Origin of the sequence: Zhengella sedimenti (assembly GCF_046506625.1) — a bacterium.
Classification (GTDB): Bacteria; Pseudomonadota; Alphaproteobacteria; order Rhizobiales; family Rhizobiaceae; genus Zhengella; species Zhengella sedimenti.
Genome location: NZ_JBKFFP010000004.1, coordinates 123,973 through 148,957 on the forward strand (window position 1 = coordinate 123,973; position 24,985 = coordinate 148,957).

Sequence of the window (24,985 nt, forward strand, 5' to 3'; positions counted from 1 at the left end):
GGCACCGCGCCTGCGCGCGATGCCCGTTGTCGTGGCCTGGATGCAGGACAGGACTCAGGCGAAGGACCAGCGCTCCATCCAGCGTTCGCCGTCCATGTCCCAGACGGACGAGAACTCGTCCCCGGTGACCACTTCGGGACCGGTTGCGAAGACCCAGTTGGCGAACATCGGGATGATGGCGCCGCCGTCCTCGTTCAGGATCACCTGCATCTCGTAATACATCTGGCGGCGCTTTTCCTCGTCCAGTTCGGCGCGCGCCTTCACAAGCAGTTCGTTGAAGCGCGCATTGTCCCAGAACGTATCGTTCCAGGCGACGCCCGAGGCATAGGCCGTGCTGAACATCGCATCCTCGACGGCGCGGCCGCTCCAGTAGACGGCGCTGAAGGGATGCTTCATCCAGACATCGGCCCAGTAGCCGTCATTGGGCATCCGGTTGACCTTGAGATTGATCCCGGCGGGCTTGGCGGAATTCTGGTAGAGGACCGCAGCATCCACGGCGCCCGCAAAGGCGGCCTCGGCTGCCGACAGCGTCACGTCGAGGCTGTCGAGACCGGCCTGCTTCAGGTGGAATTTCGCCTTGTCGGGATCGTAGGCGGTTTGCGTCATCTCGTCGTTGAAATAGCGCTGGCCGCGCCCGATGGGATGATCATTGCCGACCGATCCGTAACCGAACAGGATCTTCTCGACCAGTTCTTCCCGGTTGACGGCGTACTTCATGGCGCGGCGGACATGAACGTCGGTGAAGGGATCCTTGTTGGTGGACATGGCGAAGGTGTAGTGCTGGTTGCCCGCCACCGAATGGATCGTCAGCTTCGGATTGCGCTCCAGCAGGCCGATCGTCTTGAGGTCCAGCCGGTCGGCAGCGTGGACGTCGCCGGAGATGAGCGCGGTCGTGCGGGCATTGACGTCTATGATCGACAGCAATTCGATCGCGTCGAAGAAGCCGCGGTCCTGGTTCCAGTCGTCCTTGTTGCGCTCGAAACTGGCCGAAACGCCGGGGTCGAAATTGGCGAGCCTGTAGGGTCCGCAGCCGATACCGGATTTCCAGTCCACGCCGCGGTCGTCGCCGGGCGGCAGGATGGCCAGGTGATAGTCGGCGAAGACGGCCGGGAAGTCGGCGCTGCCGGCATCGAGCGTGAACACCACGTCGTCGCCGTCAACCTTGATGTCGGTGATAGCGCTCAGGAGCGGTTTCGCGGCGGAGGTGGACTTCTCGCCGCGATGGTAGTTGATCGAGGTGGCCACATCGTCGGGTGTCACGGTCTTGCCGTTGTGGAACGTCACGCCCTTGCGGATTCGGAAGCGCCAGGTCTTGGCGTCCGGGGAAGGCTCCCAGCTTTCCGCCACCTGCGGTTCGATGGAGCCGTCCCGGGCAAAGCCTGTCAGGAAGCCGTGCGTGCCGTAGGACAGCGCGGTCATGAAACCGTTCTCGTAGGTCGCCGGATCGAGCTTGTCGGTTGTCGCGCCATGCCCCTTGGCGACACGCAGCGTCCCGCCCTTTTTCGGCTCGGCCCGGACCAGCCCCGGCAAAAGGCTGGTTCCGGCCATCGCCATCCCGGCAACGGCTGCACTCGTTCCCAGGAACCGGCGGCGGTTCGGCAGCAGAAGTCCCGTGTTGTTTCGCTTGGTCATGTCCTCTCCTTATCGTCTTTTCATTGGAAACCGGCACCGGCGGACGCCATGGCAGGGTTTGTCAGGAGGATAGGACAATGTTTCCGGAATGGCGAATCCGGGGCCGCAATCCAGGTTTCCTGCCCGGATGCATGCCATGCAGCCCCCGGATTCCAGCCGGTCATCCAGGCGCTGTCGTGGCTGCCGGAGCTGCAGGCGGCCACTTCGCACATGCAGGGCAAGGCGGCGGCTTTGCGATACTTCCGCTCGGTCATCAGCAAGGTGATTGCTTTATCAGCGATAATAGGTTTCCCTGCGACTATCGTTGCGCGGTTTTCGTGCAACATGCCCGCATCTCAATGACGGGAAAGCCTGGCAATGGGCTACAACGAACATGAAACAGAGGAGCACTCGATCACATGAAACCGATGAAGACCTTGCTCGCCGCGACCATCCTTGCCGCGGGTTTTGCCACGGCGGCGTCCGCCAAGACGCTCGTCTACTGCTCTGAAGGCTCTCCGGAAGGTTTCGATCCGGCGCTGTACACCGCCGGAACGACGTTCGACGCCTCGTCCAAGCCGGTCTACAACCGTCTGGTCGAATTCAAGCGCGGAACGACCGAAGTCGTGCCAGGCCTGGCGGAAAGCTGGGAAGTGTCCGACGACGGCATGGAATACACCTTCAAGATCCGGCCGGGTGTGAAGTTCCACACGACCGATTTTTTCACGCCGTCGCGCGAACTCAACGCTGATGACGTGATCTTCTCCTTTGAGCGGCAGCTCAACAAGGACAATCCCTTCCACGCCTATGTCGAGGGCGCGAGCTGGGAATACTTTTCCTACATGTCCATGCCTGACCTGATCAAATCCATCGAGAAGGTGGACGACATGACGGTCAAGTTCGTGCTGAACCGCGCCGAGGCGCCGTTCATGGCGAACATGGCGATGGATTTCGCCTCCATCGTGTCGAAAGAGTACGCCGACAAGCTGCAGGACGGCGGCGCGCTTTCCGACCTGAACCAGAAGCCGGTCGGCACCGGACCCTTCAGCTTCGTCGCTTATCAGCCCGACGCGGTCATCCGCTACAAGGCATTCCCCGACTACTGGAACGGCAAGCAGCCGATCGACGATCTCGTCTTCGCGATCACGACCGAAGCCTCCGTCCGCCAGCAGAAGCTGCTCGCCGGCGAGTGCCACGTCATGCCCTATCCGAACCCGGCCGACGTCCAGTCGCTCAAGGACAATCCGGACGTGACGGTCATGGAGCAGCAGGGCTTCAATGTCGGCTATCTGGCCTACAACACCCAGCAGGCGCCGTTCGACCGCGCGGAAGTCCGCCGCGCGCTGAACATGGCCATCAACAAGCAGGCGATCATGGATGCCGTCTTCCAGGGCTCCGGCTCGATTGCCAAGGCACCGCTTCCGCCGACCATCTGGGGCTACAACGACGGTCTCAAGGATGATCCCTACGATCCGGAAGCGGCGAAAAAGGCGCTCGAGGAAGCCGGGGTCTCAGATCTCAGCCTCAAGATCTGGGCCATGCCGGTGCAGCGCCCCTACAATCCGAATGCCCGCCGCATGGCGGAGTTGATGCAGGAGGATTTCTCCAAGATCGGCGTCGATGTCGAGATCGTGTCCTATGAATGGGCCGAGTATCTGGAGCGTTCGAAGGCGACAGACCGCGACGGTGCGGTCCTGCTCGGCTGGACCGGCGACAACGGCGATCCGGACAACTTCCTGGGCCTCCTGGGATGTGACGGCGTGGGCGGTGCCAACCGCGCGCAGTGGTGCAACGAAGAGTTCAACAAGATGCTCATCGAGGCCAAGTCCGGCACGCAGGAAGAACGCGCGGCGATCTACATGAAGATGCAGGAGCTCTTCAAGCAGGAAGCGCCGTGGGCCACGATCGCCCATTCGGTGGTGTTCATGCCGATGCGCTCCAACGTGACCGGCTACGTCATGGATCCGCTCGGCGGGCACTGGTTCGACGGCGTCGACATCGCCGAATAAACCTTCGGACCTGAACCTTCGGACAGCCGGGGCGCAAAACCGCCCCGGCTGTCCGGATCATTTCATGGCTCACGGGACGGCGTTCTGACCCATGCTTCGTTTCTTCCTCTACCGTCTGGCCCTGCTGGTTCCGACATTTGTCGGCGTCTCCATCGTGGCCTTCGCCTTCATCCGCATGTTGCCGGGCGATCCCATCATGCTGCTGGCCGGCGAGCGGGGCATGTCGGAAGAGCGCTACCGCGAGCTTCAGCAGCTTTACGGCTTCGACCAGCCGATCATCGTCCAGTACTTCGACTATGTCGGTGACATCCTGAGCGGCGATTTCGGCACGTCCATCGTCACCAAGCGGCCGGTTCTGGAAGAGTTCTTCACGCTGTTTCCCGCGACCATCGAACTGTCTCTGTGCGCCATCATCGTCGCCACGGCCATCGGCATTCCCGCCGGCGTGTTCGCCGCGGTCAAGCGCGGCTCGTGGTTCGACCAGTCGATCATGGGCGTCGCCCTCGTCGGCTATTCCATGCCGATCTTCTGGTGGGGCCTGCTGCTGATCATCTTCTTTTCCGGCGTGCTGCAATGGACCCCCGTCTCGGGCCGCATCTCGCTGCTCTACTTCTTCCCGCCCGTCACCGGCTTCATGCTGATCGACAGCCTCCTTTCGGGACAGAAGGGCGCTTTCGCATCCGCGGTGAGCCATCTCATCCTGCCGACCATCGTGCTCGCAACGATCCCGCTGGCCGTCATCGCCCGCCAGACGCGCTCCGCCATGCTGGAAGTGCTCGGCGAGGACTATGTGCGCACCGCCCGGTCCAAGGGATTGCCGCCAATGCGTGTCATCGGGCTGCACGCGCTGCGCAATGCGCTCATCCCTGTCGTCACCACCATCGGCCTCCAGGTCGGCGTGCTCCTTGCCGGCGCCATCCTTACCGAAACGATCTTCTCCTGGCCGGGAATCGGCAAGTGGATGGTCGATTCGGTGTTCAAGCGCGATTATTCGGTGGTGCAGGGCGGACTGCTGCTGATCGCCGCCATCATCATGATCGTCAATCTGCTGGTCGATGTGCTCTACGGGCTCATCAATCCGCGCATCCGGCGCTAGGAGGACAGGCTCATGGTCCATACCGAAGCCATGCAGGATACCCCTGCGACCGTGACCGCCGGCGCCATGCGGCGCGCCATGCTCAAGGAGTTCTGGTACTACTTTTCCCAGAACAAGGGCGCGGTGATCGGCCTTTACGTCTTTACCATCATCGCCATCATCGCGATCTTCGCACCGGTCTTTGCGCCGCACAGCCCGTCGCTGCAGAACCGCGAGGCGCTGCTGATGCCTCCGTTCTGGCAGGATGGAGGACAACTGACCTATCTCCTGGGAACCGATGCGGTCGGCCGCGATGTCCTTTCCCGGCTGATCTACGGCGCGCGCTATTCACTGTTCATCGGCCTCGTTGTCGTGACACTGTCGGTCAGCGTGGGCGTCCTGATCGGCCTGATCGCGGGTTTCTTCCGCGGATGGATCGACACGGCCATCATGCGCGTCATGGACGTCATCCTGGCTTTCCCCTCGCTGCTGCTGGCGCTCGTGCTCGTCGCCATTCTCGGTCCGGGCCTGATGAATGCGATGATCGCCATTGCGCTGATCCTGCAACCTCATTTCGTGCGCCTTACCCGCGCCGCGGTGCTGTCGGAGCGCGAGCGCGAATATGTCGTCTCCGCGCGCGTGGCGGGCGCCTCGCGTCTGCGCCTCATGTTCGTGACCATCCTGCCCAACTGCCTCGCGCCGCTGATCGTCCAGGCAACGCTGTCCTTCTCCTCGGCCATCCTCGATGCCGCCGCGCTCGGCTTCCTCGGCATGGGGGCGCAACCGCCGACGCCGGAGTGGGGGACGATGCTCGCAGACGCGCGCGAGTTCATCCTGCGCGCCTGGTGGGTCGTCACATTTCCCGGCCTTGCCATTCTCGTCACCGTGCTCGCCATCAATCTGATGGGCGACGGCCTGCGCGATGCGCTCGACCCGAAACTCAAGCAGAGCTGACGCCATGGCCCTTCTCGAGATCGAAAACCTGACCGTCACCTTCAAGACCTCATCCGGTCCGTTCAAGGCCGTCGACGGGGTGAGCCTGACCTGTGACAAGGGCGAGATCCTGTCGGTGGTCGGCGAATCGGGTTCCGGCAAGTCGGTTGCCATGCTTGCCCTGATGGGCCTGCTGCCCTGGACAGCGACGGTGACGGCGGACGCCATGCGCTTCGACGGCCGTGACATGCTGAAGCTTTCCGCGCGCGACCGGCGCAAGATCGTCGGGAAGGACATCTCGATGATCTTCCAGGAGCCGATGTCCAGCCTCAATCCGTGCTTCACGGTCGGCTTCCAGATCGGCGAGACGCTCCGGCTTCATCTCGGCATGGGCCGTGCCGAGCGGCGCGCCCGCTCCATCGAACTGCTCGAACTGGTCGGCATCCCGGCGCCGGAGGATCGCCTGTCGCAGTTTCCGCACCAGCTTTCCGGCGGCATGAGCCAGCGTGTGATGATCGCCATGGCGCTGGCCTGCAATCCCAAACTGCTGATCGCGGACGAACCGACGACGGCGCTCGACGTGACGATCCAGGCGCAGATCCTCGATCTTCTGGTCCGTCTCCAGCGCGAGCAGGGCATGGGTCTCATCCTCATCACCCACGACATGGGCGTGGTGGCCGAAACCGCCGAGCGCGTGCAGGTGCAATATGCCGGGCAGAAGGTTGAAGAGCAGGACGTGAAAGGCCTGTTCGACGACCCGCATCATCCCTATACCGCTGCCCTGCTTTCGGCCCTGCCGGAGCGGGCCCTGCGCCGCGGACGGCTGCCCTCCATCCCCGGCGTGGTTCCGGGGCAGGGCGACCGGCCGCCCGGCTGCCTGTTCGAACCGCGCTGCGCGTTCGCCACCGAAGCGTGCCGGCGCGGTGCGAAACGGCAGGGCCGCGAACTCGGCCTGGCGCTGTGCAACTACCCGCTCGTCAAGGGCGTTCCGCAAGGCCATCCGGACAAGACGGCGGAGGTGAAGGCATGAACGCGGTCGTAGCCGAAGCGTCAGGACTGAAACGCCACTACACGGTCAACCGGGGCCTGTTTCGCGATGCTGCCACGGTCAAGGCACTCAATGGCGCGTCCTTCTCGCTGGAAGCGGGCAAGACCTTGGCCGTGGTCGGCGAATCGGGCTGCGGCAAGTCCACCCTCGCTCGCCTCGTCACCATGATCGAGGAACCGACGGAAGGCACGTTGCTGATCGACGGCAAGCCGGTGAAGGCCGGTGATCCGGACCTCAGGCGCAAGGTGCAGATCGTTTTCCAGAATCCCTACGGCTCGCTCAACCCGCGCCAGAAGATCGGCGCGATCCTGGAAGAGCCGCTCAGGATCAATACCGGCGATTCGGCTGAAACGCGCCGCAGCAAGGCACAGGCGATGATGCAGCGCGTCGGCCTGCGGCCCGAGCACTATGAACGCTATCCGCACATGTTCTCCGGCGGCCAGCGCCAGCGCATCGCCATTGCCCGCGCGCTGATGCTCAATCCGAAACTGCTGGTGCTGGACGAGCCGGTCTCCGCGCTCGACGTGTCGATCCAGGCGCAGGTTCTCAATATCCTGATGGACCTTCAGAAGGAATTCGGCCTGGCCTACCTGTTCATCAGCCATGACCTGTCGGTGGTGCGCCACATCGCCGACGACATCATGGTGATGTATCTCGGAAAGCCGGTGGAGACCGGACCGGCCGAGGAGGTCTTCGCCAATCCGAAACACCCCTACACCGTCGCGCTTCTGTCGGCGACACCCTCGGCGGACCCGGCCGCGGCGCGCAAGCGGATCAAGCTGGAAGGCGAATTGCCGTCGCCGCTCAATCCTCCGCCAGGCTGTCCGTTCAATCCGCGCTGCTGGCGGGTGCTGGACGAATGCCGCAAGGTCGAACCGCCGCTGGAAGGTTCCGGTGCCCATCGCGTCGCCTGCTACAACCCCGTCGACGGTGCGGAACAGCGCTGACGCCGGCCGCGCGCATCATTGCCCGGCCGGACCGGTGCGCAAGGGTGCCCGGCTCATCCCGTTGGCGTTCCCGGCCGCCTTCTTGAGAAGTGCCAGCAGGGACGCACGCTCGTTCTCGTCGAGGCCGCAAAGGATGCGGTCCTGCACCTTGCCGACCACTGGCAAGACGGCCTCGAGCATGGCTTTTCCCGCAGGCGCCAGATGCAGCCGGCGCGCACGCCGGTCCTGCGGATTGACCGACCGGACCACGAGCCCCTTCTGGACAAGGCGGTCGACCACGCCGCCCAGGGTGACGCGGTCATGGGCGATGAGGCCGGCAAGCGTCGCCTGGTCGATGCCCGGATGGACTTCCAGCGCGTTGAGGGCGGCAAACTGGACGGGCGTGAGATCGAAGTCCATTGCGGCAAGATCCTCCAGGAAGATCGCGACGGAAATCTGGTGCAGGCGCCGGATCAGGAATCCCGGCATCTCCTGGAAATCCAACATGCGCGCACATCCCTGCCTGATCGCGAACCCGGTGCGCCTGACTATACGCCGGAAAGGGAAATCGCAAACGGCGTTGCCGCATATAGTTTATTGACATAATAGTTTCGATTGGCAATCATTTGGGCAACAAGCGCCCGAAGGGTGCCGGAATGACGGGAGTTTCCATGCTCGACATCGATATCCAGGGCGACATCGCGGTGCTCGCGATGAACCGTCCCGAGAAGCGCAACGCCATGTGTGACGAGCTGCTGGAGCGGATCGACGGGTTTTTCCGCAAGGTTCCCGATGGCGTCAAGGTGGCGGTCCTGTGTGGCCGCGGCGGGCATTTTTGTTCCGGCCTCGACCTCTCGGAACACGTCCAGCGCGATGCGGAAGGCACGATGCGCCATTCGCGCAACTGGCATGCGATCATGGACACGATCCAGTTCGGCGGCCTGCCCGTGGTCTCCGCCATGACGGGCGCTGTCATCGGCGGCGGACTGGAACTGGCCACCGCCACCCATGTGCGCGTCGCCGAGCCTTCCGTCATCTTCCAGCTTCCCGAAGGCCGGCGCGGAATCTATGTCGGCGGCGGCGCATCGGTGCGCGTCAGCCGGATCATCGGGGCCGACCGCATGACCGAGATGATGCTCACGGGCCGCAAGTACGATGCCGCCGAGGGCCTTGCGCTGGGTCTGACCCACTACAGCGTCGGGGAGGGCGAGGCCCTGCCGATGGCGATGGACCTGGCGCGCAAGATCGCCGACAATGCGCCCCTGTCGAACTACGTCATGATCCAGGCGCTGGCGCGCATCGAGGACATGGACAAGGCCGGCGGCCTTTTTACCGAAAGCCTGTGCGCGGCGCTGACCCAGACCAGCCCGCATGCCGTCGAAGGCCTCCAGGCATTCCTGCAGAAGCGCGATCCGAGCTTCCGCTGATCCGCTTTGACATTTCCATCCAGGGCAGGGAGGCCCGTCATGGTCGACATCACCAAGGTCCGCGCAATCGACATTCATACCCATGCGGAGGAGCCCTGCGGCTGCCACCCCGATGACGGCTATGATGACCTGCAGGCGACGATGGCGAAATATTTCGGTGCGCCGTGGAGCCATCCCCCGACCATCGAGCAGACCGCGGCCCATTTCCGCGAGCAGAACATCGCGGCCGTGATCTTCCCCGTCGATGCCGAACGGGAGACGGGTTACCGGCGCTACAGGAACGAGGAAGTGGCAGAGATCGCCGCGAAAAACGACGACATCCTCATCCCCTTTGCCTCGATCGACCCGTGGAAAGGCAAGATGGGCGTGCGTGAGGCGCGCCGCCTGATCGAGGATTTCGGCATCAAGGGCTTCAAGTTCCACCCCACCTTCCAGGGGTTCTATCCCAACGACCGCATGGCCTACGAGCTTTACGAGGTGATCGAGGAGGCCGGCTGCATCGCGCTCTTTCACACCGGACAGACCGGTGTCGGTTCCGGCATGCCCGGCGGCAACGGCATGCGCCTGAAATACTCCAATCCCATGTATCTTGATGACGTGGCGGTGGATTTCCCCGGCATGAAGATCATCATGGCGCATCCCTCCTTCCCCTGGCAGGAAGAGGCATTGGCCGTCGCCCAGCACAAGCCCAACGTCTATATCGACCTGTCGGGCTGGAGCCCGAAATACTTCCCGCCCATCCTCGTGCGCTACTGCAACTCGATCCTGAAGAACAAGGTCCTGTTCGGGTCCGACTGGCCGATGATCACGCCGGAGCGTTGGCTTGCCGATTTCGAGAAGATCGACATCAAGGACGAGGTCAGGCCGAAGATCCTCAAGGAGAATGCCGGCAAGCTGCTCGGGCTTCTCTGAGCAAGGCTGCCGGAGACGGAGCGTTTCCGGCGCCCGTCGAGGAGAGACGCAGGACGCTCTCCATCGCCCGCATCGGGCGCCTTGCGACGTGCGCGCAGCCGATGGCTTTTGCGCGCTATCCGCTTATGGTTTGATCTGCGTCAGGTCGCCGCCTGACAGGCCGTGTCATAAGGTGCAGCGGGAATTTCGGTTTTCGCCAGGCAGGCTTTGCCGAATTCTTTTTCCCCGGACGTGCACTGCGCGGGTGGAAATGCTATGCGGGACCGGCGGTTTTCGTCTAGTTTCCGGCGGTCATTTCCCTGCGGATCTGACGGCAGACCAAGAGAAGGATGGACAGGATGGCAGGCGTGGAAGCGGCGCAGACGATGGAGAAGACGGGCGAATTTCCGATCCCGGCCAATTGCCACGCCGAGACCGTGACGATGGTGCAGCATTATACGGACCGGCTCTTCCGTTTCCGGATCACGCGCCCGAAAACCTTCCGTTTCCGATCCGGCGAATTTGTCATGATTGGCCTGCCGAATGCTGCGCGCCCGGTCTTCCGCGCCTATTCCGTCGCCTGCCCGGCCTGGGACGAGGAACTCGAGTTCTTTTCCATCAAGGTGCCCGGCGGCCCGCTCACCGAACATCTCCAGAAGATCCAGCCCGGCGACACCGTTCTGATGAAGCCGAAGGCGACAGGCACACTTGTGGTTGACGCACTTCTGCCGGGCAAGCGCCTGTTCATGCTCTCGACCGGCACCGGCATCGCGCCTTTTGCCTCGCTGATCCGCGAACCGGAGGTCTACGAGAAGTTCGAGCAGGTGATCCTCACCCACACCTGCCGCCTCAAGGCCGAACTGCAATATGGCTACGACCTCGTGTCGCAGGCGAAGGAAGACATCCTTGTCGGCGAGGAGGCCAGCGCCAAGCTCGTTCACTTCCCGACCACGACACGTGAGGAAAGCTCGCAGATGGGCCGCATCACCACGCTGATCGAGAGCGGCGAACTGTTCGAGAAGCTCGGCCAGCCGCCTTTGGACCCGGCAACGGACCGTGTGATGATCTGTGGCTCGATGGGACTGAACAAGGACCTGAAGGCCATCCTGGAAGCGCGCGGCTTCGTCGAGGGCGCCAATTCCAAGCCGGGCGACTATGTCGTCGAACGGGCTTTCGTCGATTGAGCAAGGCACCGCATGGTGTGAACGAAAAGGCGGGTTCATCCCGCCTTTTTCATTTTCCGCTACAGGCGGTCAGCGCAATCCGTCCTCGCCCTTGACATCCGACGCCTCCAGCCCGCCCATGCGCGAATGGATGCGCGGTCCCTTGGCCATCGCCAGAACGAAGGCGATTTCGCCCGCGCGCGGGGCGTCGGATACGCGAATCTCCATGGCATCGAAGTGGCTGCGCACATAGGCGGCGTTGATATGGCCGAGCGGCACGTCCAGCGATGCGCCCATGCCGGCGAGCTTCATCGCCGAAGGCACGATGGCCTTCGCCTCGCCAAGGCGCTCGCGCATCGCGTAGCCGCCTGGCACATGCCACAGCGCGCCGTGCTCGATTTCCCCCGCTTCGCCAACGATGGCGCCCTTGCCGTAGCCGTCGATGCCCTCCAGCCCGCCGAGTTCGACGATCAGGCGTTCGGTCAGGTCGCGGCCGAGCGGCTTCAGGTCCTCCATGGCCGGTTGCAGGTCCGGCTCGTAGCGGCCGGCAAACGGGTTCGCGACGATGGCGATGGCAGCGGCGCGAAGGCGCGGGGCACGTCCGGCCGGTCCGTTGTCATGCAGGATTTCCTCCGAATGGACGACGATCTTGCGCACGATGAATTCAGGCATCTTGGGTCTCCATGCGTTGGCCACCCGGCAGGTGGCCAGGACAATTTCCGGCGGTCATGACCGCGCCGTTCAGCGAAAGGAGCGCCCCGCCGATCACGCCGCGCGCGGCCAGATCATCGGCGCAGGCCCGGCCGCGATCAAGCGCCGTGCGCACATCCGCAGCGTCGAGGGTGCCGACAGCGGTCGTCACCGGAAGCCCGCCAAGATCGGAATCGGGGGCAAGGGTGCAGGCCGCCTCCCGCGTGATGGCGGGATGGCCGGGCAGGTCCACCGCATTGGCGATGACCGTTGCCGCCGCATCGGCATCGGCGGCCGTGCGGGCAAAGACGGTGACGCTGTCGGCAATGCCCAGCGAATGGCTCCGCCCGCGCCAGCCCGAGGTCGCGATGCCGCGCCAGGGATTGTCATGGGACAGGATCAGGCGCCCGCCCGGAACGCCGGCGATGGCCGCCGTCATGCTGTCACCGGGAGACAGCCGGAAAGCGATGTCGCCGCCATTGTTCACGCTCGCCTTGCCCAGACCTCCAGCCTGCTCCATTGCCGCCAGAATCTCGTCCGCGACAGCACCGGCCACCGCGGCCATGGGTGTGATGAAACCGGGCAGATGCGGGCGCACGGCTGTCTCCATCGCCTTTGCGACCGGGCCGGCGCAGCGTCCGGTCGCGGTCGCCACACTGCGCAGCAGCGGCAATTCGTCGACCAGTTCCTGCAACAACCCGTGGAAGCGCCTCGCGGCGAAGCGAAATGCCTCTTCCGCGCCCGGACCGCCGGCATCGAGCACGAGATCGATGGGCCCGTGGTGGAAATGCATCCGTCGGCCGTCGGGCAGGCGGCGGAACTGCGGAGGTGCGAAGGTCATGGTCCTGGGCCGCGACGGACATGGGCCAGACCGCGAAACGCCGAGCCGTATTCGCCGCCGGCGCGCAGGATGTCGGCGAAGTCGCGCACCGCCTCGTCATGGCCGCCGAGCGCCCGGAATTCATCGCGCGTCATCGTGAACTCCAGCGGCGCGACGAGCGCGGGCGTCGGCACGGAGCCGAAGGAACGGGCCGGCAGGTCCAGCACATCGGCCATCACCGTGATGCCGCCGCCGGGCCAGAGGCAGGTGGCCGCGCCGCCAAAGGTCACCCGCGTGCGCCCTTCATGGACAGAGCGCGTCAGGCGCACGGGATTGCGGGTCACGCCGGAACGCAATGAACCGCCGGCCCCGCCCATGAACAGCACCGAGCACAGCGCCGGTTCGCAATTCTCCTCGATCAGCCGCACCGAGGGTTTCAGCGTCTCCGGCATGGGGTGGCGAACCGGCTTGAGGTCTTCGTCCAGCACGTAATAGGCGGACTGCTCGCCGGTCGTCGAAACCATGAGCAATGTCAGGCCCGGACGCGCGCCCTTATCCCGTTTCCATTCGCCCAGAATGATCAGCGGATCCTCGATGTCCGTGCCGCCCCAGCCAAGGCCGGGTTCTGCAACGCGGAAATAACGCCCGGGCGTGGACTTGCGGCCCTTGATGCGGATGCCTGTATCCGGCCACCCGATCACCTTGCCGGCCTGGTGTTCGGAAACGACGCCGGTGATGTGGTCGTCGACCACGACGACCTCGTCGACCAGCCCCTGCCATTGCGAGGCGAACATGCCGATGGTGGCGGATCCGCAGCCCACGCGCATGCGTGTCTCCGGCTTGCCGTCGACGACCGGCGCGGCCCCGGCCTGGACGACCACCGTGGAACCGCCGTCGATGGTGAGTTCCGCCGCTTCGCCATTGGCGAGCGCCAGCAGCGTCTCGCATGTCACGCGGCCTTCGGACTTGGAGCCGCCCGTGAGGTGATGGACGCCACCGAGCGAGAGCATCTGCGAGCCGTACTCCGATGTCATGACATGGCCGATGGCCTCGCCGCCGGCGCGCACGGTCACGGCTTCGGGACCGACATGTCGGTCCGTGTCGATTTTCACTTTCAGCCCGCAATAGGAGAAGATGGCTTCAGTGACCACGGTGACCACGTCCGCGCCCTCGATCTCGCGCGAGACGATGAACGGCGCCGGCTTGAAATCCGGATAGGTCGTGCCCGCGCCGATGGCGGTCAGGAAACCGGCGTCGTCGGAAAACAGTTCCCCGTTCCAGTCCTGTCCCTGGAACGGGATGACCTCGTCGCCAGCGGCAAGGCGGCGGTCCAGGATCGTCACCGGGTCGACGCGGACGATGCGCCCGGCCTCGTTGGCATAGCGGTCGCAGGCGCCCGCGCGACCCTCGGCGATGTAGCACATGACAGGGCAGGCATCGCAGCGGATCTTGTCGCCCTGGGCGGTGCTGACGGTCGGGCGCTCCGCGGTCATGCCTGCGCCTCCTTGGCCCTGAGCGCCGCGCGCAGCCGGTGCGGCAGGGCCGGAACCTTCGTCAGGCGGATGCCGGTGGCATGGGCGATGGCGTTGAGAATGGCCGGCGCGGTGGGGATCAGCACGTGTTCGCCCAGGCCCTTGGCGCCCATCGGTCCTTCCGGGTCCGCCTTCTCGATCAGGATGGAGCGGATCTCCGGCATGTCGCCTGATGTCGGGATCAGGTAGTCGTGCAGGTTCTCGGTGCGCCCGGGGATGTATTCCTCCATCAGCGCCATGCCGAGGCCCTGGGCGATGCCGCCCTCGATCTGGCCTTCCGCCAGTTGCGGATTGATGACGCGGCCGAGATCATGCGCCGCAACGATCCGCACGACGCGCACGGAGCCGAGCGCAAGGTCAACGTCCACTTCCGCCAGTTGCGCGCCATAGCCGTAAACCGCATAGGGCTTGCCCTGGCCATTTTCGTCGAGCGGTTCGGTCGGCGGGTCGTAGGTCTCTTCCGCGGCCAGGACATAGCCATGCGCATCGGCGGGCAGGGCGCCGAGGTCGACACGGCGAACGGCCGGCCCCTCGTTGAGCACAAGCGAGCGTCCGTCAATGGCGATTTCGGCGGCGGGTCCCATATTGCCCTGGCGAAGGATCGCCTCGCGCAAGGCCTTGCCGGCCAGGAGCGCCGCCTTGCCCGAGACGACCGTCTGGCGCGAGGCCGAGGTCTTGCCGCAATCCGGCGTCAGCGCGGTATCCGGGCCGATCCGCTCCACCATGGAAAGCGGCACGCCCAGCGCGTCGGCGAAGATCTGGCTGATGACCGTGTTGGCGCCCTGGCCGATATCGGTCGCGCCCTGGTGCAGCACGAGGCGCCCGTCAGGCGTGATGCCGGCGCGCATGGTGGAGGGATTCGGCAGCGCGGTATTGCCACAGCCATACCAGCAGGACGCCACGCCGACCCCTCGCTTGCGCCCCGTATTCTCGGCATTGAACGCGGCCGCTTCGTCCAGCGCCCGGTGCCAGTCGCCTTGCAGGGCATCCAGGCATTCGGCGATGCCCGCCCCGTCCATGACCTGGCCGCAGACGGACCGTTCGCCATCGGTGAGCGCATTGAGCCGGCGGAAGGCGAGCCTGTCCATGCCAAGGCTGTTCGCCAGGTCGTCATAGAGGCTTTCCTGCACGATCGCCGCCTGCGGAACGCCGAAACCGCGAAAGGCGCCCGAGATCGGCCCGTTGGTATGAACGGCCCTGGCCTCGGCATGATAATGGGGCGTTCGGTAGGGGCCGGATGCGTGAACCGGCACGCGCGTGGCGACCGTCGGTCCCCAGCTTGCATAGGCGCCGGTGTTGAAATCGCCGTCGAAGATCATGCCGGTGATGCGGCCTTCGGCATCGGCCCCGATGCTGGCCGTCATCAGCGCGGGATGGCGTTTCGTCGTGGCCATCATGGATTCGCTGCGCGTGAAGACCATGCGCGCCGGCCGGCCTGTCTTCAGCGCCACCAGTCCGATCAGGGGTTGCAGCGAAACGTCGAGCTTGGAGCCGAAGCCGCCGCCCGCGCTCACGGGAAGAATGCGGACCCGTTCCTTCGGCAGGCCGAGCACCAGGGCGGTTTCTTCCTGGTCCATGACCGGGGCCTGGGTACAGGCCTGGATTTCCAGCACGTCGCCGTTCATGCGGGCGAAGCCTGCCTCCGGCTCGATATAGGCATGTTCCACGTAACTGGTTTCAATCGAGATTGCAGCCCGGTGGACGGAAGCGGCGAGGGCACCACGGGCATCGCCGCATTTCACCTTGCCGGTTATCAGGACATTGCCCGGCCGCGTCTCGTGCAGGCAGTCAGCGCCGTCGCGCCTTGCCTCCTGCGGCTCGAGGATCGGGGGAAGCGGCTCCCATGCAACGGGAAAACCGGCCAGGTCGATCGCGCGGATCGCCTCCGCCTCACCGGCGACCAGCGCGACGGCTTCACCGCGAAAGCGGGTTTCATGCTCGGCCAGCACAGGCTGGTCGGCGAAGGGCGGGATCACGCCGAAACGGTTGCGTCCGGGAATGTCGGCGGCGGTGAAGACGGCGGCGATGCCGGGCCTGTTCGCCAGCCAGGCCTCGATGTCGCCGAGGCGGAACCGGGTCCGGTGATGCGGCGCGCGGATGGCGCGCACGACAAGCGCGTCGTCCGGCCAGGCGTCGGCGCCGAACACGTCCGTCCCCGCAACCTTCCGCCATCCGTCCAGGCGGGGCAAAGGCGTGCCCACGGCCTTGCCTGCAGCGGGATTGAGCGCGCCGTCGCCGGCCTCGCGCCAGGCGTCGCAGATCGCATCGACGATCTTGGTGTAACCGGTGCAGCGGCACAGGACGCCGCCGATGGCATCCTCGGCCTCTTGCCTGGTCGGCCGTGGCGTCGCGTCGAGCAGCGCCCTTGCCGCCATCAGCATGCCGGGGGTGCAGATGCCGCATTGTGCCGCGCCATGGCGCAGGAAGGATGCCTGAAGCCGGTCCGGCGCGCCATCGGGGGATAGTCCTTCCACGGTCAGCACGGACCGGCCGGCAACCTGCGCGGCGGGCGTCAGGCAGGCGCAGGCCGGAGCCCCGTCGATGAGAACGGTGCAGGCCCCGCAATCGCCGGCATCGCAGCCCGATTTCGTGCCGCGCAGCCCCAGTTCCTCGCGAAGCAGATGGCTGAGCCGGGCGCCGGGCGGTGTTTCGGCCTTGCAGGCCAGCCCGTTGAGGGTGAAGGCGATGGCGCTGCTCATGGACGCGCCCCGTCGGCCAATTCCGCAATTGCCCGGCGCAGCAATTCGGTGGCCGCCTCCAGCCGGTAGGCGCGGTCGGCGCGGATGTCGTCGATCGGCGCAAGGGCCGGGAAGACCAGTTCGTTGGTCACCGTGGCCGGCGCATGAGCCGCGGGCAAGCCTTCCAGCATCGCCTCCAGGGCGGGCAACCGCGTGGCGACAGGCCCGCATGCGCCGACGGCCAGCGCCGCCCGCCGGATCGTTCCGCCATCGATTTCCAGCCGCGCCGCGACCATGGCGACCGAGATCAGCAGGTGCTTGCGTGCGCCGAGCTTGATGAAATGCCCGTTGCCTCCGGCGCCGTGACCGGGAACGAGGATGGCGGTGACCATCTCGCCGGGCCGCAATGCCGTTTGCCGGGGACCGGTGATGAAATCTGCCAGCGGCAGGCATCGCGTGCCGCTGGCGCAGGTAATCTCGACCTCGGCATCGAGGATGAGGAGCGGCGGCACGCCATCGGCGGCGGGCGAAGCATTGCACAGGTTTCCGCCAATGGTGGCTGCGGTCTGGATCTGCGCCGAGCCCACTTCCCGGGCAGCAAGTTTCAGCGCATCGAAGGCAGGGGGCAGGTCGGCTGCGGCAATCGCGCGCCAGCTTGCCGCCGCGCCGATGCGCCAGCCGTCCCCGGTGCGGCGGATGGTCTTGAGTTCGGCAATCGCCGTTACGTCGACCACCGGCCAGGGCAGGGCCTGGTCTTGCGTGAGGGTGAAGAGATCGGTGCAGCCAGCGGCAATGCGGGCATCCTTTGCCGCAAGCCTGTCCAGCGCCTCGCCAAGCGTTTCGGGTCTCACATACGTCACGGACCGTCAGCCTCTCCTCTCGCTGCGCCCCTTATTGTTTGTATGCAAACGGATTTTGCGCTTGCACCGGAGTGGTGTCAACCGCAATGATCGGCCGTGGCCTGGCGATGGGAGAGGACCTGCCCGTGACTGATGGCGTCTACCGGCTGGACGAGCAGATCGGCTTCCTGCTGCGCAAGGCAAACCAGCGCCATCTCGCCATCTTTGCCGCCGGCATCGCCGATCTCACCCCGACCCAGTTCGCGGCCCTGGCCAAACTGCACGAATGCGGACCGCTTTCGCAGATCGATCTCGGCCGCCAGACGGCGATGGATGCGGCGACGATAAAGGGCGTGATCGACCGGCTTCGTGAGCGGGGGCTCGTGATGAGCAGGGCCGACGCCCGGGACCGCCGCCGACTCATCGTCAGCTTGACGGACGAGGGCAAGTCCGTTTTCCAGGATCGCGTGGTTCGTGCCGCCGCCATATCCCGCGAGACGCTCGCGCCCCTCGACAAGGAAGAGCGCCAGGTCCTGCTCGATTTGCTCGTGCGGATCGCGGAGAGTTCGGGCATCCAGTGAACAAAGCGATACAAGGGACTGTCATGACTATGAAAATGCCGGACACAGCCTTGCTGATGATCGATATCCAGAACGACTTCTGCCCCGGTGGCGCGCTCGCCGTCGGTGATGGCGACGCGGTGGTTCCCGTGGTCAATGCGCTGCAGGACCGGTTCGGCGTGCGTGTGCTGACCCAGGACTGGCACCCGGCGGATCATGCCTCCTTCGCCGCCAATCACGAAGGGAAAGAGCCGTTTTCGATGACCACGATGCCCTACGGGCCGCAGGTGCTCTGGCCGGTGCATTGCGTGCAGGGCAGCGAGGGAGCGGCGTTTCACAGTGACCTGAAGACCGATACGGCCGACCTGATCATCCGCAAGGGCTTTCGCGCCGCCATCGACAGCTATTCCGCCTTCTACGAGAACGACAAGACCACCCGCACGGGCCTCAGCGGCTACCTGCGCGACAGGGGCGTGTCCCACGTGGTCCTGACCGGCCTGGCGACGGATTTCTGCGTCTACTATTCGGCCATCGACGCGGTGCGCGACGGGTTTTCCGCCACGCTGGTCACAGATGCCTGCCGGGCCATCGACATGGACGGATCGCTTGCCGCGGCAATGGACGACATGCGGGCAAAGGGTGTCCGCATCACCAACAGCGGCGAACTGTAGGCGTCAACCGACACCGACATAGCGCTCGACAAGGCTGTGGTCGGCGCGCAGGACATCGGCCGCGATCACGTCACGGATGCGCCCGTTCTCCAGAAAGGCGACCCGGTCGGCGATGGCGAGCACCGCATCGACGCGCTGCTCGACCAGCAGGATGGCGACACCTTCGGCCTTCATCCCCACGATGACGTCCCGGATCAGGTCGATCATGGAGGGCTGCAGGCCCTCGGTCGGTTCGTCCAGCAAGAGGACCGACGGCTCGATGCAAAGCGCCCGGGCCGTGGCCAGCATCTGCTGTTCGCCGCCCGACAATGTGCCCGCCCGCTGGCGGTAGCGTTCGCGCAGGCGCGGGAACATGGTGAGCACCCGGTCGCGCGTTTGCGCGCCATGACCGCGCACCATCAGCCCGACTTCGAGGTTTTCCGCCACCGTCAGTTCCGAGAACAGCCGTCGTCCCTGCGGGATGTAGCCGATGCCGCGTTTGGGCACCTCGTGCGGTGGCAGGCTGGACAGCACCTGGCCGTCAAGCCGGACGGCGCCGCCGGTCAGCGGCAGGAGGCCCATGACGGCTTTCATGGTCGATGTCTTGCCCGCACCGTTGCGGCCCAGCAGGCAGAGGATCTCGCCGCGTTCCAGCGAAAGCGAGACGCCATGCAGGACAGGCGCGGCGCCATAGGCGGCGTGGATGGCGTCCAGTTCAAGCATGGGCGGTCCCCAGATAGGCTTCCTGCACCGCCCGGTTGGCGCGGATGGCGGCGGGTTCGCCTTCCGCCAGCACCTCGCCGAAGTTCATGACCGTGATGTAGTCGGCCAGTTCCATCACCACACGCATGTTGTGCTCGATCAGCAGGATCGTGGTCTGTGACGCGATGGCGCGGATCAGCGCGTTGAACTCCGCGATCTCGCTGTCGGAAAGGCCCTGCGTCGGCTCGTCAAGGATCAGCAGGCGCGGCGCCTGGGCAAGGCCCATGGCGATCTCGGCCAGCCGCTGGTGGCCGTAGGACAGGTCGCCGGCAAGCTGTCCGGCGCGTTCGCCGAGGCCGACACGGGCCAGCGCGTCGTCGACGGCGTCCTGCACGGCGGCGCGATCCCTGGCAAGGCGGCGGCGGGCGGCCAGCGCGATGTTCTCGTGCAGCGTCAGTTTCGGAAAGACGGACGTGATCTGGAACGTGTAGGCCATGCCGGCCTGGATGCGCTTGTGCGCGGGCAGGGCGGTGATGTCCCGCCCGTCGAAACGCACGCTTCCCTCGTCGCCCGGAATGCGGCCGCAAAGCAGCGACACGAAGGTCGTCTTGCCGGCGCCATTCGGTCCGATCAGCGCGCGGACCTGTCCCTCCGGCAAATCGAAATCGACGGCGTGCACGGCGCGCAGCCCGCCGAAACTCTTCGATACGCCCCGCGTTGAGAGGAGCGGCGTCACGGCAGCCATGGCGCGATCCTCCTGCGTACGGTGCCTGCAAGGCCAAGCGGGGCAAACAGCGTCAGCAGCACCAGCGCCGCGCCGGCCAGCAGCATGTAGGCCGTGGTGACGCTGCTCGTCAGGTCGATGAGGTAGAACATGAACAGCGTGCCGATAAAGGGGCCGACAATGGTGCCGGCGCCGCCAAGCAGCACCCAGAGCAGGGGAAGGATGGAATATTGCACGCCGGCGAAACTGGCGCCGGCATAGCCGAACAGAAGGCCGTAGGCCGCGCCGGACGCAGCCGAGATCGTGCCCGAAACGATGACGGCGCCGAGCTTGTGGGCAAACACGTCGTAACCGAGCATCCGCGTGCGTTCCTCGTTCTCGCGTATGGCAACAAGCACGCGCCCGAACGGCGACTGGACAAGGCGCGACGTGGCCAGCAGGACCACGGCGAACAGGATCAGCGCGGCAAAATAGCGGTTGTCGGCATCCGACAGGTCGATACCGAACAGGATCCGGTCGGCAGGCTGGATCACGAAACCCTCGTCGCCGCGTGTCCACGGCGTGAAATAGAGGATGGTGAGAAAGAGCGCCTGCGAGAACATCAGCGTCACGATCATGAAGGCGACGCCGGTCGTCCGCAAGGCGAGAAAGCCGACGGCCGCCGACAGCGCGATACCGGCCAGAAGCCCCAAGGCAAGGGCGGGCGCTGCGGAGAAGTCCAGATGCTGGATCGTCAGGCCCGTGCCGTACATGCCGGCCGCAAAGAACATGGCATGGCCGAGGCTGAGCAGGCCGGAATAGCCGAAAAGCACATTGTAGCCCATGGCGTAGACGGCCAGCACCATGATGCGTGCCAGGTTGCCCTGGTGGTAGTCGGGCAAGGCGAAATGCGCCAGGACGAGCGCGCCGACAAGCCCGCCATGCAGCAGGAAGGCCTTGGCCGCCGGGCTCATCGCGCCACCTTCCCGAACAGGCCCTGCGGGCGGAACACCAGCACAAGGGCGACGGCCAGCGTGGCGATGATCTTGGCCAGTGTTGGCGAGAAGAAGACCGAGATGATGCCGTCGCTCATGCCGATCAGCACCGCCGCCACCACGGTTCCGGCAAGGCTTCCCAGGCCACCGATGATGACGACGATGAAGGAAAGCAGCAGCGGATCGCCGCCCATCAGGTAATGGGCCTGCTGGATGGGCACGATCAGCACCGCGCCGAGTGCGGCCAGGCCCGCGCCAAGGCCGAAGGTCAGGGCATAGACCCGGTCAACGGGAATGGCGAAGGCCAGCGCCGTCTCCCGATCAAGCTGGGTGGCGCGCAGGATGATGCCGAGGCGCGTGCGCGTCATGACCAGCCACAGCCCGAGCAGCAGCACGATGGCGGCGCCGATGACGAACAGCTTGTAGGTGGAATAGCCGAACCAGGGGAAATAGATGCGGTGGTTGAACGGCGCTTCCACTGGCCGGGCTTCCGGTCCATAGGTCATCAGAACCAGTTGCTGGATGATGTAGAGGAGGCCGATCGTCGCGACGATGGTGCGCTCGGGATCGTATTCCACGCGCTTGAGCACCAGAAAGTCCGCCGCCGAGGCGATTGCCGCGACGATCAGCGGCGCGATGACCAGCGCCAGCACGAAACCGATGGCGGGGTGCCCGCCGGCCATGGACGCCACCCACCACGCGATCACCGCGCCCAGCATGAAGAACTCGCCATGGGCGACATTGACGACGCGCATGATGCCGAAGACCAGCGACAGGCCGGCCGCCGTCAGCGCCAGGACTGCCGCCGTGACCGCCCCCTCGAGCGAGGCCAGGAAGAGATAGGGTCCGAAATCCATGGTCAGGAGGGTCGACTGCGCCGGCACGGCAGGTCATGCCGGCGCGATGTCTGTCCCCGTTTGCATCCCCCGTTTGTGCGCGTCAGAGCGCCTGCGTGGTGTAATCGACCTCGTCGGGATAGAGGCCGTCCTCGATGGATGTCGTGTGCTGGACGACCAGCTTGTTGTTCTCGACCTTCGAAATGTATTGCGGGCCAAACACCTGGTGGGTCTTGCCGTTGAACAGCTTGTCGCCCTGCGGATGCTCGTTGGAGCGCGGCATCGTGGTCATTGCCTCGACGGCCTCGATCAGCTTCGCCCGGTCGCCAGGCCCCTGGTAGCCGGCGGACTCCATGCCCGCCTTGATGACGAACAGCGTTTCCCAGCACCCGAACATGTGGGCGTAGGTGGACACATCCTTGGGATCGGAGACCGAGGCACCATTCCCGTCCACGCCGACATGCTCGCGGTAGAACTTGTCGTATTCGCTCTGGTCGGCCTGGGCATAGCGGGGCATGCCTTCCCAGAAATAGGTGCCGTCGAGGAATTCCAGCCCCGGGCTGTTGAGGTCGACAGCCTCGAGACTGTCGATGAAGCCGAAGATCTGCGGCTTGTTCGGACCGTAGAACTCGCCCAGTTCCTTGACGAAGGTCAGCACGGCCGGCCCGACCATGACGTGGTAGATGACCTCGGTGTCGCGCGGGATCTTCGGGAAGTACTTGGTGAAGGAGGTTTCCGTGGGCGGAATGGCGATCTTCTCGATGATCTGGCCGCCATTGGCCTCGACAGCCTCCGAAAAGAAGTCGCGGTGATCGTGGCCGAAGGCATAGTCGGGGAAGATCATGGTGACCTTCTTGCCGAGGTTCTGGGTGACGAAAGGCGCCATGGACTTCACCTGGCTCTTCACGTCGCAGATGCCCGGCTGGAGCGTGTAGCGGTTGAGCGCGCCCGAGGCGACGTGATGGCCTTCGGAAACCACGAAATAGGGGATCTTCAATTCGCCCGCGCGGGGCGCCGAACCCATCACGACATGGGAAAACAGCGTGCCGTAGGCGATGTCGCAATTGTGCTGGCTGGCGAATTTCTCGACCACTTCCGCGCCGCGCTTGGGATCGGTACCGTCGTCCTCGGCGATGATCTCGACCGGCCGCCCGTTGATGCCGCCGCCTTCGTTGATGAGCTTTGCCGCCGCGGTCGTCACCCGGTCATACCAGCGCCCGTAGGCCGCGCCGATGCCCGTGCGGTGAACCTGGAAGCCGATCCTGATCGGCTCTGAGGACTGCGCCTGGGAATAGCGCACGAAGCCGGGCAGCGCCGCCGTGGCGCCAAGGGCGCCGGCACCGGCGGCTGCGCCCTTCAGGATGTCGCGGCGGGTTATTCCAAGGTCTTTCCTGTCATTGGTCTTCATGACGTTCTCCTCTGGAAGTCGGGCGGCGTGCCCCTTCAGATCGTAACCTTGCGCAAGGTCAGCCACGGAGTCCAGCGTTTTCAAGCGCTTCGCATCAGGCCCCGCGCGGGGCGGCCAGAAGCCAGAGGCCGAACAACGTGAAAACGATCATCACCGCGACGAGCGGGACCTGGGAGAGCAGCGCCTTGCGGTTGGACGCGAACATGGACAGCGCGATGGCATGGGCGGCGCAGATCGCGATCACGTGGCCGGCCACGACGCCGCCGGCCTGAGTCAGGAAGAGGATGCGCACGCTCTCGGTGGTGTTCAGGAAACCTGTCGTGATCTCGTTTTGCTCGCCGTGCTCGTGAAAGGCGTGGGTCAGGACTTCCAGCACATATTGCCCGTTGACAAGCAGGACGGTCAGGTAATGGGCGAGATGGTAGCCAGCCGCGATGGGCAGGATCGCGCCTGCCTGCCTGCAGAAGGTTTCGCCAAAGCGACCCGGTTCGCCGGCCAGTTTCAGGCCCGTCCATATCGCGGCGGCGAAGATGGCGGCAAATGCCAGCATGGTCGCGAGCAGGCCGAGCACGGTCTGCAGCCAGACCGCCGAACGGCCCGGGAACTCCAGCGGGTTGACGCCAATGAAGGCGAGCCATGCAAAGGTCTCGTTGATGCCGTCGAAGGAACCGGTTGCCATCATCATCAGGACAAGCAGGGCAAGCGAAGCCGTCAGGGGTTTCCCCTTGGCGATGGCATGACCCCAGAGTCCGATCCGCCAGCCGCCGTCATGGCGCGCAATGGGGCCGACCCAGGCCATCAATCCCATGATGACGGTGACGAATTCGCCGCGCGCCAGCCAGTCGCGCGGGCCGAAGAGCACCATGGCCGCCAGCGTGAAGCCGAGATAGCCTGAGAGGATCGCCGCCAGGCGGTCCGGATCGTCCGGGGCGATATCGGCGAGGTAAAAGCAGCCGAAGGCAAGGTAGAGCACGATGGCGGGCAGGGTCCCTGCAGCCTCCGGAAGGGGCACGAGGGCCGTTGTGCGGCCGGCGCGCTCCAACAGCCATGCCATCGCGGCAAACGGGTTCAGCCAGCGCCAGATGTCACCGGTCAGTGCCTGCAGAAACAGAAGCACGATCCACCAGACCGTCCAGACGGCAAGGGGCAGCGGGTTTTCCAGCGGATCGCGGGTGCCCAGAAACCCCGCTGCAATCAGCGCGAGGAGCAGGACGAGCGCGCCGACCTGGCTGGCATGGCGCAGGCCGTCCAGTCCCGGCAGGGGCAGGCGCAGCGATGAAAACAGCCGGGCCGTGAGGCTGCGTGGAAGCGCCAGCATCGCCAGTATCGTGACCACGACGACGGTGACGCCGGAGGCGATATAGATACCCGTCGGCAGCAGCAGGACAAGCCCGCCCTCCGACACATGCGCCAAGGCTGGCGATGCGCCGGAAAGGAGGAAGATCGATGCGCCGGCACCTCTCCGCCATGCCAAGCCGTTCGTCATCCG

At 65.2% G+C, this 24,985-nt stretch carries 24 protein-coding genes; 10 read left to right on the forward strand and 14 right to left on the reverse strand.

The annotated features are described in order from the left end of the window. Positions 1-54: 54 nt before the first annotated feature. On the reverse strand, positions 55-1,632 hold the full coding sequence (locus ACLB6G_RS12580; protein WP_410356532.1) for an ABC transporter substrate-binding protein: 1,578 nt from the start codon (positions 1,630-1,632) through the stop codon (positions 55-57). A gap of 20 nt (positions 1,633-1,652) precedes the next feature. Further along, positions 1,653-1,958, reverse strand: coding sequence for a hypothetical protein (locus tag ACLB6G_RS12585; protein WP_410356533.1), 306 nt, complete (start codon positions 1,956-1,958; stop codon positions 1,653-1,655). A 72-nt stretch (positions 1,959-2,030) separates the two neighbouring features. Between ACLB6G_RS12585 and ACLB6G_RS12590 the strand changes: the two genes are divergently transcribed. From ACLB6G_RS12590 to ACLB6G_RS12610, 5 genes are all read left to right on the forward strand, one after another. Next, on the forward strand, positions 2,031-3,620 hold the full coding sequence (locus ACLB6G_RS12590; RefSeq protein ID WP_410356534.1) for an ABC transporter substrate-binding protein: 1,590 nt from the start codon (positions 2,031-2,033) through the stop codon (positions 3,618-3,620). A gap of 91 nt (positions 3,621-3,711) precedes the next feature. Continuing rightward, positions 3,712-4,716 carry an ABC transporter permease subunit gene (locus ACLB6G_RS12595; RefSeq protein ID WP_410356535.1) on the forward strand — a complete coding sequence of 335 codons (1,005 nt, stop codon included), beginning with the start codon at positions 3,712-3,714 and terminating at the stop codon, positions 4,714-4,716. A 30-nt stretch (positions 4,717-4,746) separates the two neighbouring features. Beyond that, entirely contained in the window at positions 4,747-5,649 is a 903-nt protein-coding gene (locus tag ACLB6G_RS12600; RefSeq protein ID WP_410356794.1) for an ABC transporter permease subunit, read from the forward strand. 4 nt (positions 5,650-5,653) lie between these two features. Further along, complete coding sequence (locus ACLB6G_RS12605) at positions 5,654-6,658, forward strand: ABC transporter ATP-binding protein (RefSeq protein WP_410356536.1); 1,005 nt, start codon at positions 5,654-5,656, stop codon at positions 6,656-6,658. Further along, positions 6,655-7,623 carry a peptide ABC transporter ATP-binding protein gene (locus tag ACLB6G_RS12610; RefSeq protein WP_410356537.1) on the forward strand — a complete coding sequence of 323 codons (969 nt, stop codon included), beginning with the start codon at positions 6,655-6,657 and terminating at the stop codon, positions 7,621-7,623. The genes ACLB6G_RS12605 and ACLB6G_RS12610 overlap by 4 nt, the downstream gene beginning before the upstream one ends. A gap of 15 nt (positions 7,624-7,638) precedes the next feature. Here ACLB6G_RS12610 and ACLB6G_RS12615 read toward each other — a convergent pair whose 3' ends face one another. Next, on the reverse strand, positions 7,639-8,109 hold the full coding sequence (locus tag ACLB6G_RS12615; protein WP_410356538.1) for a MarR family winged helix-turn-helix transcriptional regulator: 471 nt from the start codon (positions 8,107-8,109) through the stop codon (positions 7,639-7,641). 164 nt (positions 8,110-8,273) lie between these two features. On the opposite strand from ACLB6G_RS12615, the gene ACLB6G_RS12620 reads away from it, so the two are divergent. The 3 genes from ACLB6G_RS12620 to ACLB6G_RS12630 all read left to right on the forward strand — a co-directional run bounded on the left by ACLB6G_RS12620 (position 8,274) and on the right by ACLB6G_RS12630 (position 11,104). Continuing rightward, complete coding sequence (locus tag ACLB6G_RS12620) at positions 8,274-9,029, forward strand: crotonase/enoyl-CoA hydratase family protein (protein ID WP_410356539.1); 756 nt, start codon at positions 8,274-8,276, stop codon at positions 9,027-9,029. Positions 9,030-9,068: 39 nt separating this feature from the next. After that, on the forward strand, positions 9,069-9,941 hold the full coding sequence (locus ACLB6G_RS12625; RefSeq protein ID WP_410356540.1) for an amidohydrolase family protein: 873 nt from the start codon (positions 9,069-9,071) through the stop codon (positions 9,939-9,941). Between the two features lie 338 nt (positions 9,942-10,279). Continuing rightward, positions 10,280-11,104, forward strand: a complete 825-nt coding sequence (locus ACLB6G_RS12630) for a ferredoxin--NADP reductase (protein ID WP_410356795.1) — start codon at positions 10,280-10,282, stop codon at positions 11,102-11,104. Positions 11,105-11,173: 69 nt separating this feature from the next. Here ACLB6G_RS12630 and ACLB6G_RS12635 read toward each other — a convergent pair whose 3' ends face one another. The 5 genes from ACLB6G_RS12635 to ACLB6G_RS12655 are packed head-to-tail and all read right to left on the reverse strand — an operon-like array spanning position 11,174 to position 17,663. After that, entirely contained in the window at positions 11,174-11,755 is a 582-nt protein-coding gene (locus tag ACLB6G_RS12635) for an amino acid synthesis family protein (RefSeq protein WP_410356541.1), read from the reverse strand. Continuing rightward, complete coding sequence (locus ACLB6G_RS12640) at positions 11,748-12,614, reverse strand: UPF0280 family protein (RefSeq protein WP_410356542.1); 867 nt, start codon at positions 12,612-12,614, stop codon at positions 11,748-11,750. Before ACLB6G_RS12640 ends, ACLB6G_RS12635 begins: the two co-directional genes overlap by 8 nt. Further along, positions 12,611-14,086: a 6-hydroxynicotinate reductase gene (locus ACLB6G_RS12645; protein ID WP_410356543.1), complete on the reverse strand. Its 1,476-nt coding sequence runs from the start codon at positions 14,084-14,086 to the stop codon at positions 12,611-12,613. Before ACLB6G_RS12645 ends, ACLB6G_RS12640 begins: the two co-directional genes overlap by 4 nt. After that, positions 14,083-16,824, reverse strand: coding sequence for a molybdopterin-dependent oxidoreductase (locus ACLB6G_RS12650; RefSeq protein WP_410356544.1), 2,742 nt, complete (start codon positions 16,822-16,824; stop codon positions 14,083-14,085). The genes ACLB6G_RS12645 and ACLB6G_RS12650 overlap by 4 nt, the downstream gene beginning before the upstream one ends. Continuing rightward, a complete protein-coding gene (locus ACLB6G_RS12655; protein WP_410356545.1) occupies positions 16,821-17,663 on the reverse strand; it encodes an FAD binding domain-containing protein in 843 nt (280 codons plus the stop codon). Before ACLB6G_RS12655 ends, ACLB6G_RS12650 begins: the two co-directional genes overlap by 4 nt. Positions 17,664-17,749: 86 nt before the next feature. Here ACLB6G_RS12655 and ACLB6G_RS12660 point away from each other — a divergent pair, with 86 nt between their 5' ends. Together ACLB6G_RS12660 and pncA are read left to right on the forward strand one after the other, a co-directional pair. Further along, entirely contained in the window at positions 17,750-18,223 is a 474-nt protein-coding gene (locus ACLB6G_RS12660; protein ID WP_410356546.1) for a MarR family winged helix-turn-helix transcriptional regulator, read from the forward strand. Positions 18,224-18,258: 35 nt separating this feature from the next. Continuing rightward, complete coding sequence (gene pncA, locus ACLB6G_RS12665) at positions 18,259-18,873, forward strand: bifunctional nicotinamidase/pyrazinamidase (protein WP_410356547.1); 615 nt, start codon at positions 18,259-18,261, stop codon at positions 18,871-18,873. 3 nt (positions 18,874-18,876) lie between these two features. Here the strand turns inward: pncA and ACLB6G_RS12670 are convergent, their stop codons facing one another. The 6 genes from ACLB6G_RS12670 to ACLB6G_RS12695 all read right to left on the reverse strand — a co-directional run bounded on the left by ACLB6G_RS12670 (position 18,877) and on the right by ACLB6G_RS12695 (position 24,982). Next, positions 18,877-19,575, reverse strand: a complete 699-nt coding sequence (locus ACLB6G_RS12670) for an ABC transporter ATP-binding protein (protein WP_410356548.1) — start codon at positions 19,573-19,575, stop codon at positions 18,877-18,879. Beyond that, positions 19,568-20,299, reverse strand: coding sequence for an ABC transporter ATP-binding protein (locus ACLB6G_RS12675; RefSeq protein WP_410356549.1), 732 nt, complete (start codon positions 20,297-20,299; stop codon positions 19,568-19,570). Before ACLB6G_RS12675 ends, ACLB6G_RS12670 begins: the two co-directional genes overlap by 8 nt. After that, positions 20,287-21,231, reverse strand: coding sequence for a branched-chain amino acid ABC transporter permease (locus tag ACLB6G_RS12680; protein WP_410356550.1), 945 nt, complete (start codon positions 21,229-21,231; stop codon positions 20,287-20,289). Before ACLB6G_RS12680 ends, ACLB6G_RS12675 begins: the two co-directional genes overlap by 13 nt. Next, a complete protein-coding gene (locus ACLB6G_RS12685) occupies positions 21,228-22,109 on the reverse strand; it encodes a branched-chain amino acid ABC transporter permease (RefSeq protein WP_410356796.1) in 882 nt (293 codons plus the stop codon). Before ACLB6G_RS12685 ends, ACLB6G_RS12680 begins: the two co-directional genes overlap by 4 nt. Positions 22,110-22,191: 82 nt before the next feature. Next, positions 22,192-23,496, reverse strand: coding sequence for an ABC transporter substrate-binding protein (locus ACLB6G_RS12690; protein ID WP_410356551.1), 1,305 nt, complete (start codon positions 23,494-23,496; stop codon positions 22,192-22,194). A 94-nt stretch (positions 23,497-23,590) separates the two neighbouring features. Then, the gene (locus ACLB6G_RS12695) at positions 23,591-24,982 is read right to left on the reverse strand and encodes a hypothetical protein (RefSeq protein ID WP_410356552.1); all 1,392 of its coding nucleotides are present in this window, start codon (positions 24,980-24,982) and stop codon (positions 23,591-23,593) included. Positions 24,983-24,985 lie beyond the last annotated feature (3 nt).

Coding starts and splice junctions, on each gene's coding strand:
- ACLB6G_RS12630 (WP_410356795.1), top strand. CDS start 10,280: ATGGCAGGCGTGGAAGCGGCGCAGACGATGGAGAAGACGGGCGAATTT.
- ACLB6G_RS12595 (WP_410356535.1), top strand. CDS start 3,712: ATGCTTCGTTTCTTCCTCTACCGTCTGGCCCTGCTGGTTCCGACATTT.
- ACLB6G_RS12600 (WP_410356794.1), top strand. CDS start 4,747: ATGCAGGATACCCCTGCGACCGTGACCGCCGGCGCCATGCGGCGCGCC.
- ACLB6G_RS12675 (WP_410356549.1), bottom strand. CDS start 20,299: ATGGCTGCCGTGACGCCGCTCCTCTCAACGCGGGGCGTATCGAAGAGT.
- ACLB6G_RS12670 (WP_410356548.1), bottom strand. CDS start 19,575: ATGCTTGAACTGGACGCCATCCACGCCGCCTATGGCGCCGCGCCTGTC.
- ACLB6G_RS12660 (WP_410356546.1), top strand. CDS start 17,750: ATGATCGGCCGTGGCCTGGCGATGGGAGAGGACCTGCCCGTGACTGAT.
- ACLB6G_RS12680 (WP_410356550.1), bottom strand. CDS start 21,231: ATGAGCCCGGCGGCCAAGGCCTTCCTGCTGCATGGCGGGCTTGTCGGC.
- ACLB6G_RS12690 (WP_410356551.1), bottom strand. CDS start 23,496: ATGAAGACCAATGACAGGAAAGACCTTGGAATAACCCGCCGCGACATC.
- ACLB6G_RS12625 (WP_410356540.1), top strand. CDS start 9,069: ATGGTCGACATCACCAAGGTCCGCGCAATCGACATTCATACCCATGCG.
- ACLB6G_RS12695 (WP_410356552.1), bottom strand. CDS start 24,982: ATGACGAACGGCTTGGCATGGCGGAGAGGTGCCGGCGCATCGATCTTC.
- ACLB6G_RS12615 (WP_410356538.1), bottom strand. CDS start 8,109: ATGTTGGATTTCCAGGAGATGCCGGGATTCCTGATCCGGCGCCTGCAC.
- ACLB6G_RS12610 (WP_410356537.1), top strand. CDS start 6,655: ATGAACGCGGTCGTAGCCGAAGCGTCAGGACTGAAACGCCACTACACG.
- pncA (WP_410356547.1), top strand. CDS start 18,259: ATGCCGGACACAGCCTTGCTGATGATCGATATCCAGAACGACTTCTGC.
- ACLB6G_RS12685 (WP_410356796.1), bottom strand. CDS start 22,109: ATGGATTTCGGACCCTATCTCTTCCTGGCCTCGCTCGAGGGGGCGGTC.
- ACLB6G_RS12620 (WP_410356539.1), top strand. CDS start 8,274: ATGCTCGACATCGATATCCAGGGCGACATCGCGGTGCTCGCGATGAAC.
- ACLB6G_RS12650 (WP_410356544.1), bottom strand. CDS start 16,824: ATGAGCAGCGCCATCGCCTTCACCCTCAACGGGCTGGCCTGCAAGGCC.
- ACLB6G_RS12640 (WP_410356542.1), bottom strand. CDS start 12,614: ATGACCTTCGCACCTCCGCAGTTCCGCCGCCTGCCCGACGGCCGACGG.
- ACLB6G_RS12585 (WP_410356533.1), bottom strand. CDS start 1,958: ATGTTGCACGAAAACCGCGCAACGATAGTCGCAGGGAAACCTATTATC.
- ACLB6G_RS12580 (WP_410356532.1), bottom strand. CDS start 1,632: ATGACCAAGCGAAACAACACGGGACTTCTGCTGCCGAACCGCCGCCGG.
- ACLB6G_RS12645 (WP_410356543.1), bottom strand. CDS start 14,086: ATGACCGCGGAGCGCCCGACCGTCAGCACCGCCCAGGGCGACAAGATC.
- ACLB6G_RS12590 (WP_410356534.1), top strand. CDS start 2,031: ATGAAACCGATGAAGACCTTGCTCGCCGCGACCATCCTTGCCGCGGGT.
- ACLB6G_RS12635 (WP_410356541.1), bottom strand. CDS start 11,755: ATGCCTGAATTCATCGTGCGCAAGATCGTCGTCCATTCGGAGGAAATC.
- ACLB6G_RS12605 (WP_410356536.1), top strand. CDS start 5,654: ATGGCCCTTCTCGAGATCGAAAACCTGACCGTCACCTTCAAGACCTCA.